The sequence below is a fragment of the Sphingobacterium siyangense genome (genome assembly GCF_007830445.1).
GTDB lineage: Bacteria > Bacteroidota > Bacteroidia > Sphingobacteriales > Sphingobacteriaceae > Sphingobacterium > Sphingobacterium siyangense.
In genome coordinates this window covers 13,537-30,419 of sequence record NZ_VLKR01000012.1, presented here as the reverse complement: position 1 = coordinate 30,419, position 16,883 = coordinate 13,537, and the positions used below count along the sequence as shown (strand labels likewise).

At 39.2% G+C, this 16,883-nt stretch carries 12 protein-coding genes; 9 read left to right on the top strand and 3 right to left on the bottom strand.

The genetic code is table 11. The features are described from left to right. Positions 1 to 32 precede the first annotated feature (32 nt). A complete protein-coding gene (locus tag IQ31_RS12135) occupies positions 33 to 2,348 on the bottom strand; it encodes a TonB-dependent receptor (RefSeq protein ID WP_145328166.1) in 2,316 nt (771 codons plus the stop codon). A gap of 116 nt (positions 2,349 to 2,464) precedes the next feature. On the opposite strand from IQ31_RS12135, the gene IQ31_RS12130 reads away from it, so the two are divergent. Further along, positions 2,465 to 3,124, top strand: a complete 660-nt coding sequence (locus IQ31_RS12130; RefSeq protein WP_075991207.1) for a metal-dependent transcriptional regulator — start codon at positions 2,465 to 2,467, stop codon at positions 3,122 to 3,124. A gap of 196 nt (positions 3,125 to 3,320) precedes the next feature. On the opposite strand, the gene IQ31_RS12125 is transcribed toward IQ31_RS12130, so the two are convergent. After that, positions 3,321 to 3,896 (bottom strand): 2,3-bisphosphoglycerate-dependent phosphoglycerate mutase, encoded by a 576-nt coding sequence (locus tag IQ31_RS12125; RefSeq protein ID WP_070564703.1) that lies wholly within the window; start codon positions 3,894 to 3,896, stop codon positions 3,321 to 3,323. Between the two features lie 371 nt (positions 3,897 to 4,267). Between IQ31_RS12125 and IQ31_RS12120 the strand changes: the two genes are divergently transcribed. The 8 genes from IQ31_RS12120 (at position 4,268) to IQ31_RS12085 (ending at position 16,354) form a co-directional block, all read left to right on the top strand. Next, a complete protein-coding gene (locus IQ31_RS12120; RefSeq protein ID WP_070564700.1) occupies positions 4,268 to 4,642 on the top strand; it encodes a BlaI/MecI/CopY family transcriptional regulator in 375 nt (124 codons plus the stop codon). Then, positions 4,639 to 6,042, top strand: a complete 1,404-nt coding sequence (locus IQ31_RS12115) for a M56 family metallopeptidase (RefSeq protein WP_145328165.1) — start codon at positions 4,639 to 4,641, stop codon at positions 6,040 to 6,042. The genes IQ31_RS12120 and IQ31_RS12115 overlap by 4 nt, the downstream gene beginning before the upstream one ends. A gap of 462 nt (positions 6,043 to 6,504) precedes the next feature. Then, positions 6,505 to 7,107 carry an RNA polymerase sigma factor gene (locus IQ31_RS12110; RefSeq protein ID WP_070564694.1) on the top strand — a complete coding sequence of 201 codons (603 nt, stop codon included), beginning with the start codon at positions 6,505 to 6,507 and terminating at the stop codon, positions 7,105 to 7,107. Positions 7,108 to 7,255: 148 nt separating this feature from the next. After that, positions 7,256 to 8,401, top strand: a complete 1,146-nt coding sequence (locus IQ31_RS12105; RefSeq protein WP_070564691.1) for a FecR family protein — start codon at positions 7,256 to 7,258, stop codon at positions 8,399 to 8,401. Positions 8,402 to 8,618: 217 nt separating this feature from the next. After that, on the top strand, positions 8,619 to 11,993 hold the full coding sequence (locus tag IQ31_RS12100; protein WP_145328164.1) for a TonB-dependent receptor: 3,375 nt from the start codon (positions 8,619 to 8,621) through the stop codon (positions 11,991 to 11,993). A 50-nt stretch (positions 11,994 to 12,043) separates the two neighbouring features. Beyond that, positions 12,044 to 13,876: a RagB/SusD family nutrient uptake outer membrane protein gene (locus tag IQ31_RS12095; protein ID WP_075991201.1), complete on the top strand. Its 1,833-nt coding sequence runs from the start codon at positions 12,044 to 12,046 to the stop codon at positions 13,874 to 13,876. A gap of 22 nt (positions 13,877 to 13,898) precedes the next feature. Then, positions 13,899 to 14,792: a discoidin domain-containing protein gene (locus tag IQ31_RS12090; protein WP_075991200.1), complete on the top strand. Its 894-nt coding sequence runs from the start codon at positions 13,899 to 13,901 to the stop codon at positions 14,790 to 14,792. A gap of 269 nt (positions 14,793 to 15,061) precedes the next feature. Further along, the gene (locus IQ31_RS12085) at positions 15,062 to 16,354 is read left to right on the top strand and encodes a DUF3108 domain-containing protein (RefSeq protein ID WP_145328163.1); all 1,293 of its coding nucleotides are present in this window, start codon (positions 15,062 to 15,064) and stop codon (positions 16,352 to 16,354) included. 88 nt (positions 16,355 to 16,442) lie between these two features. Here the strand turns inward: IQ31_RS12085 and IQ31_RS12080 are convergent, their stop codons facing one another. Beyond that, positions 16,443 to 16,874 (bottom strand): DoxX family protein, encoded by a 432-nt coding sequence (locus IQ31_RS12080; protein ID WP_145328162.1) that lies wholly within the window; start codon positions 16,872 to 16,874, stop codon positions 16,443 to 16,445. Positions 16,875 to 16,883 lie beyond the last annotated feature (9 nt).

Below are 16,883 nucleotides of genomic sequence, written 5' to 3'. Positions count from 1 at the left end.
TCATCGGTGTGCAGGATTTTTTGTTTTCACCATTAAGGTGTTTTTATCTTTACACCGACAAAGTATGTCCTTGGCATGTTGGGCCCATAAATGTAATTGCTATCGCGATTTTTCCCGGTATCAAAATCAGTTTGATACGCGTTAAAAATATTTTTTACCCCTGCATAAAGCTCAATGATATTTTTGTATTTCGGTAAGTTAAATGCATAAGCTACTTTACTATTGAGCTCCGAAAAGGCTCCTGTCCGTACCATTTGATCGTCAGGAAAATTATCTGCTCCCCCGACATGGGCAATACGCATATTTCCCGTGTAAACATAGTTTAAATTGACTGTCCAGGGTTTACTTGCTGTAATATTGAGGTTGGCAAAACCATATTCGTTGGGTGTCCGCAAAAATGATCGAATTGGAGCTACTCCTTCCAAATACGACACCGGACTATCATACTTGCTTTGCTGCACTGTCAATCCAGTTTCCAACTGAATCTTCTTAGCATAATTTGCACGTAATTCCAATGTTCCTCCGGCTACAGTTGCGTTGTTTCCATTTCGCTTTTCAAAAATCTTCCCAAAATTATCTGCACCGATTTCCTCAAGTACAAATGCATTATTCAGGTGCGTATAAAATCCTTCCAAGGTGAAGCCTGCTATCCACGTTTCAGTTGCTTTGTCGTAGTTTATCGAACCACTCAGGCTTTTTGAACGCTCCTCCCTTAAATCAGGGGATAACTGTACACGCGATACGCCGCCACCAGCAAACGCAATATGCAGGTCGGCGTCAAATGCCTGTGGCGCTCTAAAGCCGGTTCCATAGCTTAATCGAAATTGTGTTGTAGGGGCATATTTATAAAGGAGTGCTATTCGCGGACTGACAACAACTTTATGCAATAAATTATGTTTGTCAACCCGAACACCCGACAATACATTAAACTTAGCCGCCAAATCCCAATCACTTTGAAAGAAGCTTCCCCAATCTTTGGTATGCTGATCCACGAGATAATTATAACTCGGAATTTCGTCATAAACTTTATCAGAAACGTACTCCGACCCAATGGTCAATACATTACGACCATTAAAGAAATTGCGGATCTCATGATTCAATTGAAAACCTCCCTGAAGTGTTGTTGTTTTAGAATCCCCATAAGGTGGATGCTTGAGATGGTTTTCAATCGCCTCAGGATCATCTGGAAATACGCCGGTATAATGTTTTCTATTGGTATTTTGAAAAGCTGTATAGACGATGAATGCCGATTTATCTTGATTGAAGTTAATCTGATAATCCGTGCTTCCCATCCAAATTTTATGATGTCGCTCTTCTGACTGCTGTGTTAAATACGCAGGTTTATCGGTCATTTCACCACCGAACCGATATTCATTCAGGTTGCTTAAGGAGACTTCTAATTTTTGATTATCTGAAAACTGATAGAATGAATTAATTCCTACAGAGGTATTTTCAATTTTGGGCATTTCAGAAAAATTATCACCATTTGCATCGTAGAAACCACGATCCCGCTTGTTAAAGAAGAATGAAGTTCCGGCATTCCCTTTCTCGTTGACCAATGTTGCGTTACCCCCGAGGTTAAAATCATTTGTCCCCCCACCTATACGCTGATAGAAAGAATTGATTTCATAGCTGTTTGCCCGTGGGAGCTTTGTAATCACATTCACCGTTCCGCCAATTGCGCTTGAACCATACAATGAGGAGCCCCCTCCGCGAACAACTTCAATTTTTTCAATCATATTGACCGGTAGTTGCTCCATACCATAGAGTCCCATCAACGGACTGAAAATTGGCCGACCGTTAATCAGAATCTGTGAATAACCACCCTGAAGTCCATTCATCCGCAATTGCGTATAGTTACAGGTCTGACAGTCTGTTTCTACGCGCAATCCGGGTTGAAACTTCAAACCCTCCGAAAGATTACACACTTGTAGATTGTCCAAAGTCTTGCTATCCAAAATATTTACCATTACAGAACTCTCTGTTTTGCGTTTAAATGTTTTGGTACCCGTTACCACAATTTCATCCAGTAAAAGTTCAGCCCAATCTAACTGAATATCTTTGGTCAATACCCCTGGACCGACTTTTACTGAATCACGGAATTCCTTAAATCCAATGTGTTTTACTTCCACTTCCCAGGTACCATGGGGGATACTTTCAACGATATATCTTCCTGAGTTGTTCGATTTGGCACCTATCTGTAATTTTGGAATAACAACGGATGCTGCTCCTAACGGCATACCATTCTTATCGTAAACCTTACCATTAATCTTACCTGTCTGTCCAAAGGAAATAAATCCTGTAAGCACCATGGCAATTGTCAAATGAGCACTGTACACTTTCATCATGTTTTGCTTTTTTATATTTATAAATTTAGATAAGCAAATCTAACAAGTTAGATTAGACTAACAAAATAATTATAACATAATTATTAGACACGGCTAATATTTAATAAATTTGTCTTATGATTTCACAGACCGAAGAGAATTACTTAAAAGCATTGTATAACCTCACTTACCTAAAGGGTGATGCGAATGTCAATGAAATAAGTAAAAGGCTCGACATCAAGATGCCCACAGTAAATAGTATGATGAAAAAACTAGCCGACAAAGGTTTCGTTCATTATGAAAGCTATAAACCATTGCGGCTAACTGAAGAAGGAAAGAAAGAAGCCGCCCTTATTATCCGGAAACATCGACTTACTGAAATGTATCTGGTTGAGAAAATGGGGTTTGCCTGGGATGAAGTCCATCAGATTGCTGAACAGATTGAGCATATACATTCGCCCGAATTTTTCAGTAAAATGGATGAGTTATTGGGTTATCCGACGGTAGATCCCCACGGGTCGCCAATTCCCGATTCTAATGGGGTTATGCCTTTGGAAAACTATGTGTTTCTAAATAGTTGTAAAGTAGGTGATATAGTTACATTAATGGCGGTTCAGCCATCTTCTAAGGAGCTTTTACAATATTTGACAGCGAAAAATCTCGAGCTCGGTACGACTTTAACAATCAAATCAATAGAACCGTTCGATGCTAGCATCACAGTGGAATACAAAGACAGGCCAATAGAAGTCCTAAGCAGCAAAGTCACCGCAACACTACTTGTACGCCTTATCGCCTAAACTAGGAGAGAATGAGATCAAAATGTTATTTTTTGAAATGAAATCTACTGTTATTTCTCTTTGTTAAGAAAACAATTGTTAGATACAACTAACAAAAACAAGTAAATCTTTAAAATGCTAAACCCGGAGAATCTATAGAAATACGATAAATTATCAGTCTCTACAGTTCAACTATCAATTTGTAAAAATTGAGCGTTTATTCTTCAATTTGATACTTGATCGGTTGCCCGGTAGCAATCTCCCGTTCCAATATCTGTTCCGGAGAAAGATGTTCCAAAAACATAATCAGCGCCCTTAGGCTATTGCCGTGCGCAACAATGAGTACATTTTTACCTTCTTTCAGTTTGGGTGCTATAAAACGTTCATAATATGGAATAACACGTTCGTATGTATCTTTAAGGCTCTCACCTCCAGGCGGAGGCACATCAAAAGATCTGCGCCAGATATGCACCTGTTCAGCACCATATTTTTCGGCTGTTTCGGCCTTATTCAAGCCCTCAAGCTTTCCATAACCTCGTTCATTCAAAGCAGCGTCTATAACAATGGGGATGTGAGGATCGCCCATTTCATGCAAAATAATCTTTAACGTATGCTGCGCTCTTATAAGTGTCGAGGTATATGCTATATCAATTGGTTCGTTTGCCAGAGCCAGTCCCGCCTCCCGAGCTTCCTGTTGTCCCAATTCAGTAATATCAACATCTTGCCATCCCGTAAAGCGATTTTCTAAATTCCATTGCGACTGTCCATGCCGGACTAAAAAAAGTTTTGCCATTATTTATCCAAAGTTTTTCTAAACGGTATCTCACTACGCACCCAACATCATATATAATAGCGATACATTCCATTTTGTTTTATTTATACCACTTAGTCCTTGTCTAATCATCTAAACCTGGGACCGAAGTACTTCAATATCCAACGACAGATCCCTTAGTTAAAACAATATACGGACATATTCAGCTCCCCTATTATTTGTATAAGCTTATCGGTTATATCTGGGAACAGCAACTAATTTTACGGTGAAAATTATCTCCATCCTCAAAAAAAAAAAAAATAAACACTTATAAATCAACAAAATAAAAAAATAATAAATTATTTAACATACTTTAATTCTACACAATGTAGAATACATTCTGTATTTGTAGTATGAATAAATTATCAGCTACGGAAGAACAATTGATGGGCTACATCTGGGACATGAAAAAAGCTTTTATGAAAGATCTTATGGAAGCGTATTCTGAACCTAAACCGGCGCCAACAACTGTTGCTACATTATTGAAGAGAATGACTGAAAAGGGAGCGATATCTTATGTGCTTTATGGAAATTCGAGAGAGTATTATCCACTAATTGATAAAGACAGCTATTATTTAGCACATGTAAATGATATCGTAGAAAGCTACTTCGACAATTCAGCATTAAAATTTGCTTCTTTTTTCACTAAACAATCTCAGCTGAGCAAAGAGCAATTGGAGGAACTGAAAAATATAATTGATTCCGAAATTAAAAACAAAGAGACATGATGCTATATATTGGAAAACTGATAGCCTGTTCGGGTTTACTCTATCTTATTTATTGGTCAATACTACGCAACCAAAAACTACTGCTATTCAACCGTTGTTATTTACTCGGGATTATCCCCCTATCTGTCATCATTCCATTGTTACAGATCGCTGTCCCATTTGATGTTTTCAACTTACTGAACGACAGAAACAGTGATGTTACCCCTGCGGGGCCGATCATTAAACAGCCCGCAACAGATTCAGCGCTCTTCAATAATTATCACGTCGATTGGTACGATGTCGCTCTGCTGATGTATGTAATTGTCACCATTGCATTACTTCTGAGACAAGTATGGTTATACCGCAAATTCCTATATTATATCCGAAGTGCCACACCAACCCATGAACAGTCCATTTATTGTATACATGGTTTAAAAACACCCTTTTCCTTTTTTCAAAAAATTTATGTTCCCAAAGATGCCTATCAACAGGGCGGTATTGATCAGTCAATTATAACTCACGAACGGGCCCATGCCAATCAACGCCATTCGATGGATGTACTTTTCATACAGATTTTGGGTATATTTTTGTGGTTCAATCCCTTCATTTATCTCATTCAGAAATCGATCCGACAAACTCATGAATACCTTGCAGATAATGCCGTAGTCAAGATTCATGAAAAGTTAAGATACCAACATTTGATTATCGAGTGGAGCATGTCCACCCCTGATATAAACACATTACCGGCCAGTAATTTTAATTTCTTAACAACAAAAAAACGATTAATTATGTTACAAAAAAGAACAACCCGAAGTAAACTCTTGCTAATGCCCGGGCTTACTTTATTACTGACAGTAGCGATATCTACATTGTTTTCAACACATGTGGAAGCACAGAAAACAACGCCGACCACGACAAAAAAAGCAGCGGCTACCAACACCGCAATAAGGCCCGCTGCATCAAAGCAACCAGCCGCTCCTAAAACTAGTGGAAGATCTCCTAAATCACCGACAAAAGAAATGGTTCCGCCAATGATATCCCAGCGCAGGTCTTCTTCCCAACAAGAAGGTAATGTACGTTCCCCGGAACCTCGGAAAAGACCTGCTCCACCTCAAAATTCCCCAAAAATAATCGATGAGGTACATGTTGAGCGAATCAAATTTGCGGAGCCTCAAAAAGAGTCTACTCCATCAAAAAGAGTTTCACCGATAGTCGAAGAAGTGCAAGTAGCACCTAAAATTGAGGAAGTCAAGGTCGAGAATATTCAACCGCGTCAACCAAAACGTATCAATCTTTCTGCGAATGCGACTGTCAGTTCAAATCAAGATCAAAAAGATATTCAAGTTAAGGAGGAAACGCCCGCAAAGATCGTCCTTAAAATGAAACCCGAAGTAGAAGTAAAATCTGTAAATAAAAAATAGATAGCAGAATTCTTCGGAATACAATAAGAGGAATACAATTCCTCTTATTGCGATATGTCTCCCCCTCACAATTACTCACCTATAAACCAGAATGTTGTTTAGATCATTCAAAATTTAATGTACCAACTCTTCTTATAGATAGTGATATAATCTAAAATCAAGTTAAAAACAAACATCAGTATTTTCCAAAATATAATTAAGGATTGGATTCGGGTTTAAAAAACGATAAATTCTACTGTAGTTTATTTTTAAAGCAATCGTTTGCGTAAAAAAATTGTATAAAAACCAAATAACAAATCGGTAACATTGTAGAAGAGTACCAGTAGTATACCAACAATATACTTCTAATATACTTGTTGTATTCATCTGCTATCATTAAGATAATACTGCTACTATACGGTATGATACCCAATTATTAAATTCTGATCAGGAGGAATTTGGTTTTAAATACAAGTTTAAATTATGGAGGCATGTAAAAATGATGAGTTGGCCTTACTGCTCGCTCTTAAGTCAAGCAATCATAAGGCATTTGAGGTGCTCTACTATCGCTATAGCCCTAGACTTTACCGTCATATACTTAACCTAGTCAAAATACCTGCCTGTGCAGAAGAAATCCTTCAGGATGTATTTCAGAAATTATGGGAGAGGCGCGGTGAAATAGACCCCGACAAGTCCTTTCAGTCTTATCTCTTCACTATTGCTAAACACCTCGTGTATGATTTCTTTCATAAAGAGATCAAAAATCGAAATCTAAAAGAGTTGATTATTTCCATTTCAACATCAGACTATTCCCACATTGAGGAGGAATATGCGTACAAAGAGTCTAAAAAAATTGTCAATCAAGCCATTGAAAACTTATCTCCAAAACGCAAACTCATTTATACCTTATGCAAAATAGAGGGGAAAACCTATGAGGAGGTCAGTAGTTCCTTAGGTATCTCCACTTCTACGATCAGTGACCATATCGTGAAGGCTACAAAACAGATTCAGAGCTTCTGTTTGAGCAAGGAAATTACACCGTCCCTGTTAATTGCTCTTATCAGTGCCGTATTAAATCAAAAATAAGACACTCGCTGTTTCTATCGACAAACAGGTCACTCCCATAGGTATTCAAACAGCCCTTTTTAAACACTTTTAATTTTTTTTACTTTTTTTTAAAATCAGAGCAGAGGACAGGCTCTAATTTTCCGTATTATATATAAATAGCTACTCAGTGAAAGATTCAAAACATATAAAACTATTATTTGAAAGATATCTCAATAACCACGCTTCAAGAGAAGAGACGGCGGAGCTATTTCAATATTTTCAGGATACGAATAACAAGGAGGCGCTTGAACAGATGATCGAGAACCAACTTGAATCTCGGGATAAGGAAGAACTTATAGACAAGATGATTTTAGACCGTGTTTTTGGTAAAATTGATCTTGACACGGAACCACAAAATTTCAAAAGTCCTACATGGTATAAAACTACAGGCGTTGCAGCTGCCATCATACTGATTATCTCTATCTCTTATTTATTTCTTAACCGCAGCACATATAATGATCATACAGCAACCATTATCGAACCTGGTCGCGATAAAGCAACACTTGTGCTTTCTTCTGGTAAAACGATCGTACTGGAGGATGTTGCGAATGGAAAATTAACGGAAGAGCTCGGCACAACAATTGAAAAAACAGAAAAAGGCGGAATTAATTATAAAATTGAGGGAAATACCGATGTACGCATCGCTATGAATCTTTTGAATGTACCAAAGGGCGGGCAATTCCAGATAACCCTTTCTGATGGCACAAAAGTTTGGCTAAATTCCAATTCCAGCCTTAAATATCCAAGTGCATTTTCAACCTCTGAACGCCGTGTAGAACTGACGGGTGAAGCCTACTTTGAAGTGTCAAAAAATAAACAAAAACCATTTATTGTCGAAACTTCGCTTCAAAAGGTCGAAGTCTTAGGGACTAAATTCAATATCAATGCCTACGATGATGAATCTTCCACACAGACATCCCTTGCAGAAGGGTCTGTAAGAGTGAGTTGCAAAAACAATACAACCTTACTAAAACCAGGACAACAATCTACGTTAACGGATCAAAATATCGCAGTAAGATCAATAAACCTGGATCAAGTATTAGATTGGAAAAATGGTGATTTCAACTTTTCCAATAACAACTTAAAGGAAATCATGCGTAAAATTTCGCGCTGGTATAACATTGAAGTAATTTTTGAAGGTCCCATTTCACAGGAAACCTATGTCGCTCAAATTTCTAGAAAAAAACGATTAAACGATGTATTAAGAGCACTTCAGCTTTCCGGTTCCATCAAGTATAACATACGAAACAATAAACTGTACATATCGCAATAAACTATAACACACATTAATAACCACTGATTATGAAAGAAACCAGTCCAGCTTAAACATTTCTTCCAAAAAAATAGCCGAAAATGCCTGCCAGCACTCTCGACTAATTTTTTACTTGGAAAACAAGAATTCATTTCAACATCAAACCAGTTAACCAATTTATAAATATATGCATTATTATTTATGTAGTAAGTATTGCATTGTCTTTTTTATTAAAGCTATGCGATACATCGGATCATTATGCAACAGATCTACAAAAGTTGCGGTCCTCTTAACAGCATTTATCTTTTTAACACATGTCTCCTCTGCTCAAAATGTTACCCTTAAACACAAGCAGATTACATTGTCCGAAGCATTTCAAGAAATCAGAAAACAGACTAACGTCGATTTTATCATTAAGACAAGCCAACTCGACAAAGTAAGGCCTATTCAAAACATAGATATCCAGAATAAGCCACTAAAACAGGCCCTTGAAAAATTATTGGAACATCAGCCTTTGGTCTTTACAATTGACAATGGCATCATTGTGATTTCGGATAGAGAAAAAAAAACACCCCTCGCCCCCACCGTTCAAAAAAACAATAAGGTTGAGATTGTAGGTACAGTGAAAAATGATGGAAACAATCTTTATGGTGTTAGTGTCAAGGTTAAAGACAGCCCGTCAATCGGTACAACAACAGATGGCAATGGAAGATACATTCTTGTGGTTCCCGCAAATTCGACACTAATATTTTCCTATGTCGGCTACGCCAATCAGGAAATTGCCATTGCCGACAAACGTCGCATTGATGTGCAGCTAAGTCCCGATCAGAGCTTAAGTGAAGTTGTTGTTGTCGGTTACGGAACACAGAAAAAAACCAGTGTCGTGGGAGCATTGGAATCAGTAAAACCAGAAACCTTACGTATCCCAACGGCCAATCTGTCCAATGCATTGGGAGGAAGACTTTCGGGTGTAATCGCAGTACAACGTTCGGGCGAACCCGGTGCAGATGGGGCTAGCTTTTTCATTCGTGGTGTATCGACATTTAGCGGAGCCACCAATCCCCTGATCTTATTGGATGGTGTAGCAATCTCCAAAGGCGACCTGGACGCATTGGCACCAGAAGTTATCGAAAGCTTCTCAGTCCTTAAAGATGCTACTGCCACTGCCGTATTTGGTACTAGGGGAGCAAACGGCGTCCTAATTATCACCACAAAAACAGGTAAAGACCTCAATAAACCGCGTATTTCAGCACGTGCACAATCACAGATCTCAAGACCTACTTCCATACCAAAATTTGTTGATGGTGTAAGTTATATGGAGATGTTCAATGAAGCGGTTACAGGTCGCGGTACTGGTGAAATTTTATATTCCCAAGATAAAATAAACGGCACAAGATTAGGCTTGGATCCCTATGTATATCCTAATGTTGACTGGTATAATGAAATGTTTAAGTCCCGTACCATCAACAACGAGCTCAATCTAAATGTACAAGGTGGTGGCAGCAAAATAGGCTATTTCCTCAGTGCAACCGGTAACATTAGCAACGGTTTATTGCGTAAATTTGACCTCAACTCTTTTGACAACAATGTCTCTGTCAAACGGTATAGCTTTCAGAACAATATCAATGTTAACCTTACTTCAACCACCAAAATAGCTTTAAAGCTCAATGCACAACTTCGTGATTACTACGGTGCCGGTGTAGATGCTCCAAGCGTATTTGGCGACATCATGAATGCCAATCCAGTGGACTTCCCTATTATGTTTCCATTTACCGGTATTGACAGAAGAGACGTTCAATACGGAGGAAAAGCTGGTGGTACAGTCAACAATGGTTTTATCAATCCCTTTGCCCGCATGGTCAATGGCTATCAAAATGGTTTCCAAAGTACCTTATTGACTACAATTGATGGAGCTCAAAAACTTGATTTCATTACAAAAGGGCTAGAATTTAAAGCCTTGGTTTCCTTTAAAAACTGGAGCAACACAACAACAAAAAGAACCAGTGGCTACAATCAATACATGATTAACAGCTATGCACCCGATCCTGCAGGTGGATATACCTACGATCTAGTCATGGTGGGGCAGCCACAAAATCTTTCCCTGGGAACCGAAACGGGCACTAGCGGTGATCGCGAAATCTATTTCCAGCCCTCCATCGAATACAATAGAACATTTGGTAATCACACCGTATCGGGTTTATTTCTTTACAATACCACCGATTTCAATGTCAATAATCCGGCTGATCTAATCAGTTCGCTACCGCGTAGACGCCAGGGCATTACGGGACGTGCAACATATGGTTTCGCCAATAAATATCTTGCCGAAGTCAACTTTGGCTACAATGGTTCCGAAAACTTTGCCACTGGAAGTCGCTTTGGCTTCTTCCCTTCCGTTGGTTTGGGCTATGTACTCAGTAACGAAAAGTTCTTCACAGATTTATTTCCTGCTGTCAGTAATTTAAAAATTAGAGGGAGCTGGGGTAAGGTTGGTAATGATCAGATTGGCGGAGGACGTTTTCCTTATCTTTCGGACCTCAAATTGGATGGAGCATCGTTTACAACAGGTATCGATCAGAATACGACTTATACAGGACCTACTTACTTACAATTTGCAAACCCAATGATCTCTTGGGAAGTTGCAGAGAAGAAAAACATTGGTGTGGACCTCGGTATTCTTAACAATAAGTTCAATATTGTTTTCGACCTATACCAGGAAGATAGAACCAATATTTTCGTTGATCGTTCGGCAACAATCCCTAACGTATTTGGTACTGCAGGAACGAAAGTGTATGGCAACGTTGGTGAGGTAAGAAATAGGGGATTTGATTTCTCCCTAGAATGGAACAAAAGTGAAAAAGATTGGGGAATATCTATGCGTGGAACCTTTACATATGCACATAACACCGTACTGAAAAATAATGAGCCAGCCTTTACCAAATACCGCAACCTCTCGCAAATTGGGTATTCTATTGGCACAAACCTAGGCTATCTTGCTGAACGCTTATTTATTGATCAGGCCGAAATAGATAACAGTCCATTACAACAGCTAGGGGGTTTTGTCGCTCCGGGAGACATCAAATATAAAGATCTAACCAATGATATTGATGGTCTAAATCTCATCAATAGCGATGATAGAGTTCGAATGGGTTATCCAACAACACCTGAAATTGTCTATGGTTTGAGTACTTCCATCAATTACAAAAAATTTGATTTTTCTTTCCTCCTACAGGGAGTTGATAGAACTTCTTTTATGATCAGTGGTTTCCATCCATTTGGAAATCAAGGTGTACGCAATGTATTGCAGTTTATTGCCGAGGACCGCTGGAGTCCTGAAAATCCTAACATATTTGCTGCCTATCCACGACTGAGCAAATTGGACAATCTCAACAATACTGAAGCTTCTTCTTATTGGCTGAGAAATGGGGCATTCCTAAAACTCAGAAGTGCTGAGATTGGATATTCGCACAAATTTGCACGCATTTTTCTAAGTGGTTATAATCTATTGACCTTCTCTAAGTTCAAACTTTGGGATCCTGAACAAGGTGGAGGCAATGGTTTGGGATATCCGACACAGCAAGTATTCAATCTCGGAGTCCAACTTCGTTTCAATTAAAACAACTTCAAGATTAAAACTATCAATAGAATTTTAAAATGATTTATCAGATGAAAAGAAAATATATAGGCTACCTTGCATTATTCGCATGCGCGACTTTTTTGACTACCACTTCCTGCAGTAAATTCTTGGATATCGTCCCTGATGAACGTCCTTCGGAAGCAGACGCCTTTCGTGATCCAAATTCAGCCAAAGGTTATTTGTATTCCTGCTATGCGTGGATTCCAAATTCTCGGGTAGGCACCTCTTCCATTGATTTGATGACTTCCGACGAAGTAACAACTGCTTTTGAACATGAAACCTTTGCTCGATTTCCCCGTGGACAATATACAGCGTCAAGTCCTGTCATTTCCTACTGGGATAACCTTTACAAAGGAATACGACAATGCTATATCTTAATTCGCAATGTAGATAAGGTTCCCGGGATAGATCCACAGGAGGCGGCACAATATAAAGCTGAAGCCAACTTCCTGATCGGCTTTTATCATTTCCTATTAGTCCGCATGTACGGTCCAGTTGTTATTGCAGACCAAGAGTTTGATGTCAACGCACCTTCTTCAGCGTATCCGAAACGGTCGACTTATGATGCCTGTATTGATTTTATTATCAAAAAGCTGGATGAGACAGCTGGACAGTTACCTGCTCTTCGAGCCGCGGATGAATGGGGTCGTGCTTCCTCGGTTATTGCCAAGGCGCTAAAGGCTAGAGTATTGCTTTATGCAGCCTCACCGCTCTTTAACGGTGGTGGAGGTGATAAACAGAGCTTCTATGCCGATTTCAAAAACTTGGATGGCACAGCGTTGATCAGTACAACCTTCGACAAAGAAAAATGGCGCCGTGCAGCTCTAGCGGCTAAAGAAGCCATTGATGCAGCTGAACAAAGTGGAGCTTCGCTGTATAAAAACAGTACCTACAATACAGCACTACCAGCCAATCCTATTGAAAAGGACTTACGCCTTACTTTTATTGACAAAGCCAATACAAAAGAAGTGATTTGGGCGGAAACACGTCGGGAAGGTCTTTACGATTTTCAAAATAAATCTACTCCATTTCTCAGTGGCGCACAAGGTGAGTCCTATAATGGGGTATCCCCGACCCTCACCCTGATAGAATCCTTTTATAGTAAAAATGGTTTACCGATTGACAAAGATCCCAATTACGACTATAATGGACGATACGGCGTAACAAATACGCCAAATGGTAATACATTATCGTTAAATCTAAACAGAGAACCGCGCTTTAATGCCTGGATTGCCTATCACAACAGCTACTATGAAGTGGTTAGGGGGAGTGCCAATCAAATCCTTGTTCAGTTTAGGAAAAATGACAATTGCGGTATCCAAGGACGGTCTAATAACTACTCTCCAACAGGATATCTCAACAAAAAAGGTATTGCACCTGAATTGAACCAAAGCAGACTGCAGGTCTCCGTCAATTATCCATGGCCGGTGATACGTCTAGCAGAACTGTACCTGAACTACGCGGAAGCGCTAATCGAATATGGTCAGGATCTGAATACTGCCAAACAATATATTGACCGCGTTCGGGTCCGTGCGGGCATTCCAACAATTGATGTCGCATGGGCTCCAATTGGCGGCGCAAATAATCAGGCAACACTACGTTCCATCGTCAGACAAGAACGTACCATTGAACTTTACTTGGAAGGCCATCGCTTCTGGGATTTAAGACGTTGGATGATCGCCGATCAATACCTCAACCAACAGGCGAAAGGAATGAATATACAAGGAGCTACCGATACAGAGTTTTTCAAAATAACAACGGTCGTTTTTCCACGTAGTTTTAGTCAGCGTAATTATTTAATGCCTATACCACAGGAAGAGATCAATAAAAACGAGGAATTGGTACAAAATCCCGGTTATTAATTAATTTAATGAATTGCACAAGATGAAATACAATATCGGAATATTCGCTCTACTCTTTTTAGCAATAGCGTGTAAAAAAGAAGAAATAAAAATGACCAAACCACCACAACTGGTTTCGGTTGAAGCAGAACCACGTATTGGCGGGACTCTCCTGAAATGGAAACTTCCTTCAGACAACAATTATCTTTATGGACAGATTACATATAAAAAAGCGGGATCAAAAGATCCCGATAAAATCTATAAAATCAATATAAGTTCTTTTGCCGACACGATGCGTATAGATGGGCTGATCAATAAATATGAATATGTCTTCAACGTCCAATTGTTCAATCAAGACAAGAAAACAAGCATTGGCGGAGATATCATAAGCAGCAATAGTGTTAGGCCAATCGTCAGGCCTTCGGAAGTGACCTATTTCCCGAACGAATTAACTAAAATACAGGTGACCGATAATATGGTAGAAACCTATACACAGGAAAGCAGCGAGGGTCCGAAAAAGAATTTATTTGACGGCGATAAAAATACATATTGGCATACAGCATGGTCAGCAAATACAGCCCCGCTTCCGCATTGGATCCAACTCAATTTCCCTCAGGAAGAAGAGATTGGCGCCATAAAATACTTCTTCAGACAAAACAATAGCGATGAAGCCGGGCGTCCGAAACAATGGGGAATAGAAATAAGTTCAGACGGCAAGCAGTGGACCAGAGTTTTTACATCAAAAGATAATCTTCCCACATCAAATGTTGCTGAAGAGCAAAGTTTGGCTTTTGATAAAAACTATAAGTCCAAATTTTTCCGGCTAATGATCCTTAAAAACGGTGGAAAAAGTTACACCCATCTAGGTGAAATGAATGTCTACCGGATGCGCTCTTCTATCATTGACAAAGAAAAAGAAGCTGAAGATAACTATTGATTGTTATCACAAAGATTATTTTCTAATCATCACTGGTGCTCAAAAGAGCATGACGACGGAGGTAGAAATACCTCCGTTTTATTTTTTTCATCGGTATATCATCAATATTCGAACAAGCTCCAATAGGGATACGAGGTCAAATTTCCGCTATAGCATAAGCCTATTCGACGAGGCTATCCCCAGCAAAAAATAAAAAACTTTTTTATTACCTTAGATAAATAAATCGAACAAGAAAACAACTTGTTTTTCATTAACTATAGTTCACATATATGAAATTATATGCCTTTGTTTTGGGAGTAGGCTTACTTCCGGCCGTAGGATTATGTCAAAAGACCGTCACCCCTGGTAGCAGCGATATCAATACCAACTATATCAAACCAGAAAAATCACTGTATACGGTATATTATGTTAAAGATAACACCTGGGACAAACAAGGATCATTGACCTACGATATCGTAGCGGCCAACAATCAGCTGACCTTAACCAATACCTATGTTCCGAAAGACAATGCCTGGACTTCGATCCGCACAACGATTGCCGACGCAAAAACACTTCGGTCCATCAGCTACGCGAGCGATGGCAAGGAAACAAAAGTAAACCTCAACTTTGCAGAAACAATTACAGGTAATTATTATTCGAAGAAAACTAAAAAGGAAAAAAAGATCAACTTACAGCCAACTAGACCTTTTGTAGATTTTAACTGGACAGATCATCTGATTTCAACTCTACCTTTAGATCTAGGGTATAAAGCGCGCATCCCGCAATTTTATTACAATAGTGATTCGGACATTTTTGTCGAAGACTATACCATTAAAGAAGTAAAAAGCTACAGTTATGGTTCCCCAAAAACAGGTAAGCACGACAGTTGGCTGGTTACACTTTTAGAAGAAAGTACCGGAGCCATCTACAATTATGTCATCGATAAGAAAGATCGCCGATTATGGCAAAGGGAAATGTCCATGGGAAACGGAAAGTGGGAAATTACCGTAAACGAAGAACTGGACTATCAACCTATTAAAAATAGATTCAACAAAGAACAGTCTGCCCAACAGATTTCTCAAGGGAACAGTGTTATTATCGGAACGGCTTACGCACGATCTAGCTCCGGAAAAAAACTTGGCGGGCTCGTGAATACTGCCAAAAAGCAATATGCTCCAAAAGGGACAGAAATTACGCTATTCGCCAACTCTGCCTATTACGAAGAATGGCTGGAAGTCAATAAAAAGATCCGAAAACAGAAAAAGGTCCAGGAAGTTCCATTAGACCCTGATTTTGGCTATGCGGTTAAAAAAGCAAAAGTGTATGATGATGAGGGGCATTTCGAATTTGCAGATCTCATGCCAGGCGCATACGTGATTATGGCGAGCTTCGATTTCACCAATTCTTACAACTATTCCTATGTATCAGGCTACACCAATTATTATAACTATTGGGGGTATACAGGTTCCACGACAAATTACGGTACGGCAAGATCATCTTATGTCGACAAAGCCAATATTGAGAAACACGTTACCATCGACAAAGACGGTGAAAAGAAAGAGGTAAACTTAAAGGAAATGTAATCCTAAAAATGCCGTTAAACAGACTCGTTTAACGGCATTTTTTATTTTTTTGAGATCTATTCCTAAAATGAGTAGATCATCTATCCATTTACTTTTTTCGAAGTTCAATATAGCGGTCTATGCTAATAGGAAAATTATCGGCAGTACGCAGTAGAAAACAGGCCGCCGCTCCTACCCAAACCGAATAATCGAACGTCGATTTAATTCCCAACGAGAGTGTCATCACTATCGCAAAGCTGATCAGTAGAATCCCGGCAACGAATGCCGTAAAACGCAGTTTATAGCCGATCAGCAATAGGATTGCTAAGACAACCTCTAATAATGTTGCACCTATAGCAAGTATATTACCGAAAGATTCAGGCACAAAAAAATTAAGGGTATTTGAGTAGGCTACAAAATTCGCCCAATTTCCCCAGGAAACATGTGATGCCCCCGGTGCCCCCCACAGCCCCAAACGATCTGCAACAGCAGACAAAAATGCTGTCGATACAGCTATACGTACAAAAAGTTGATTATACATGGTATAAAT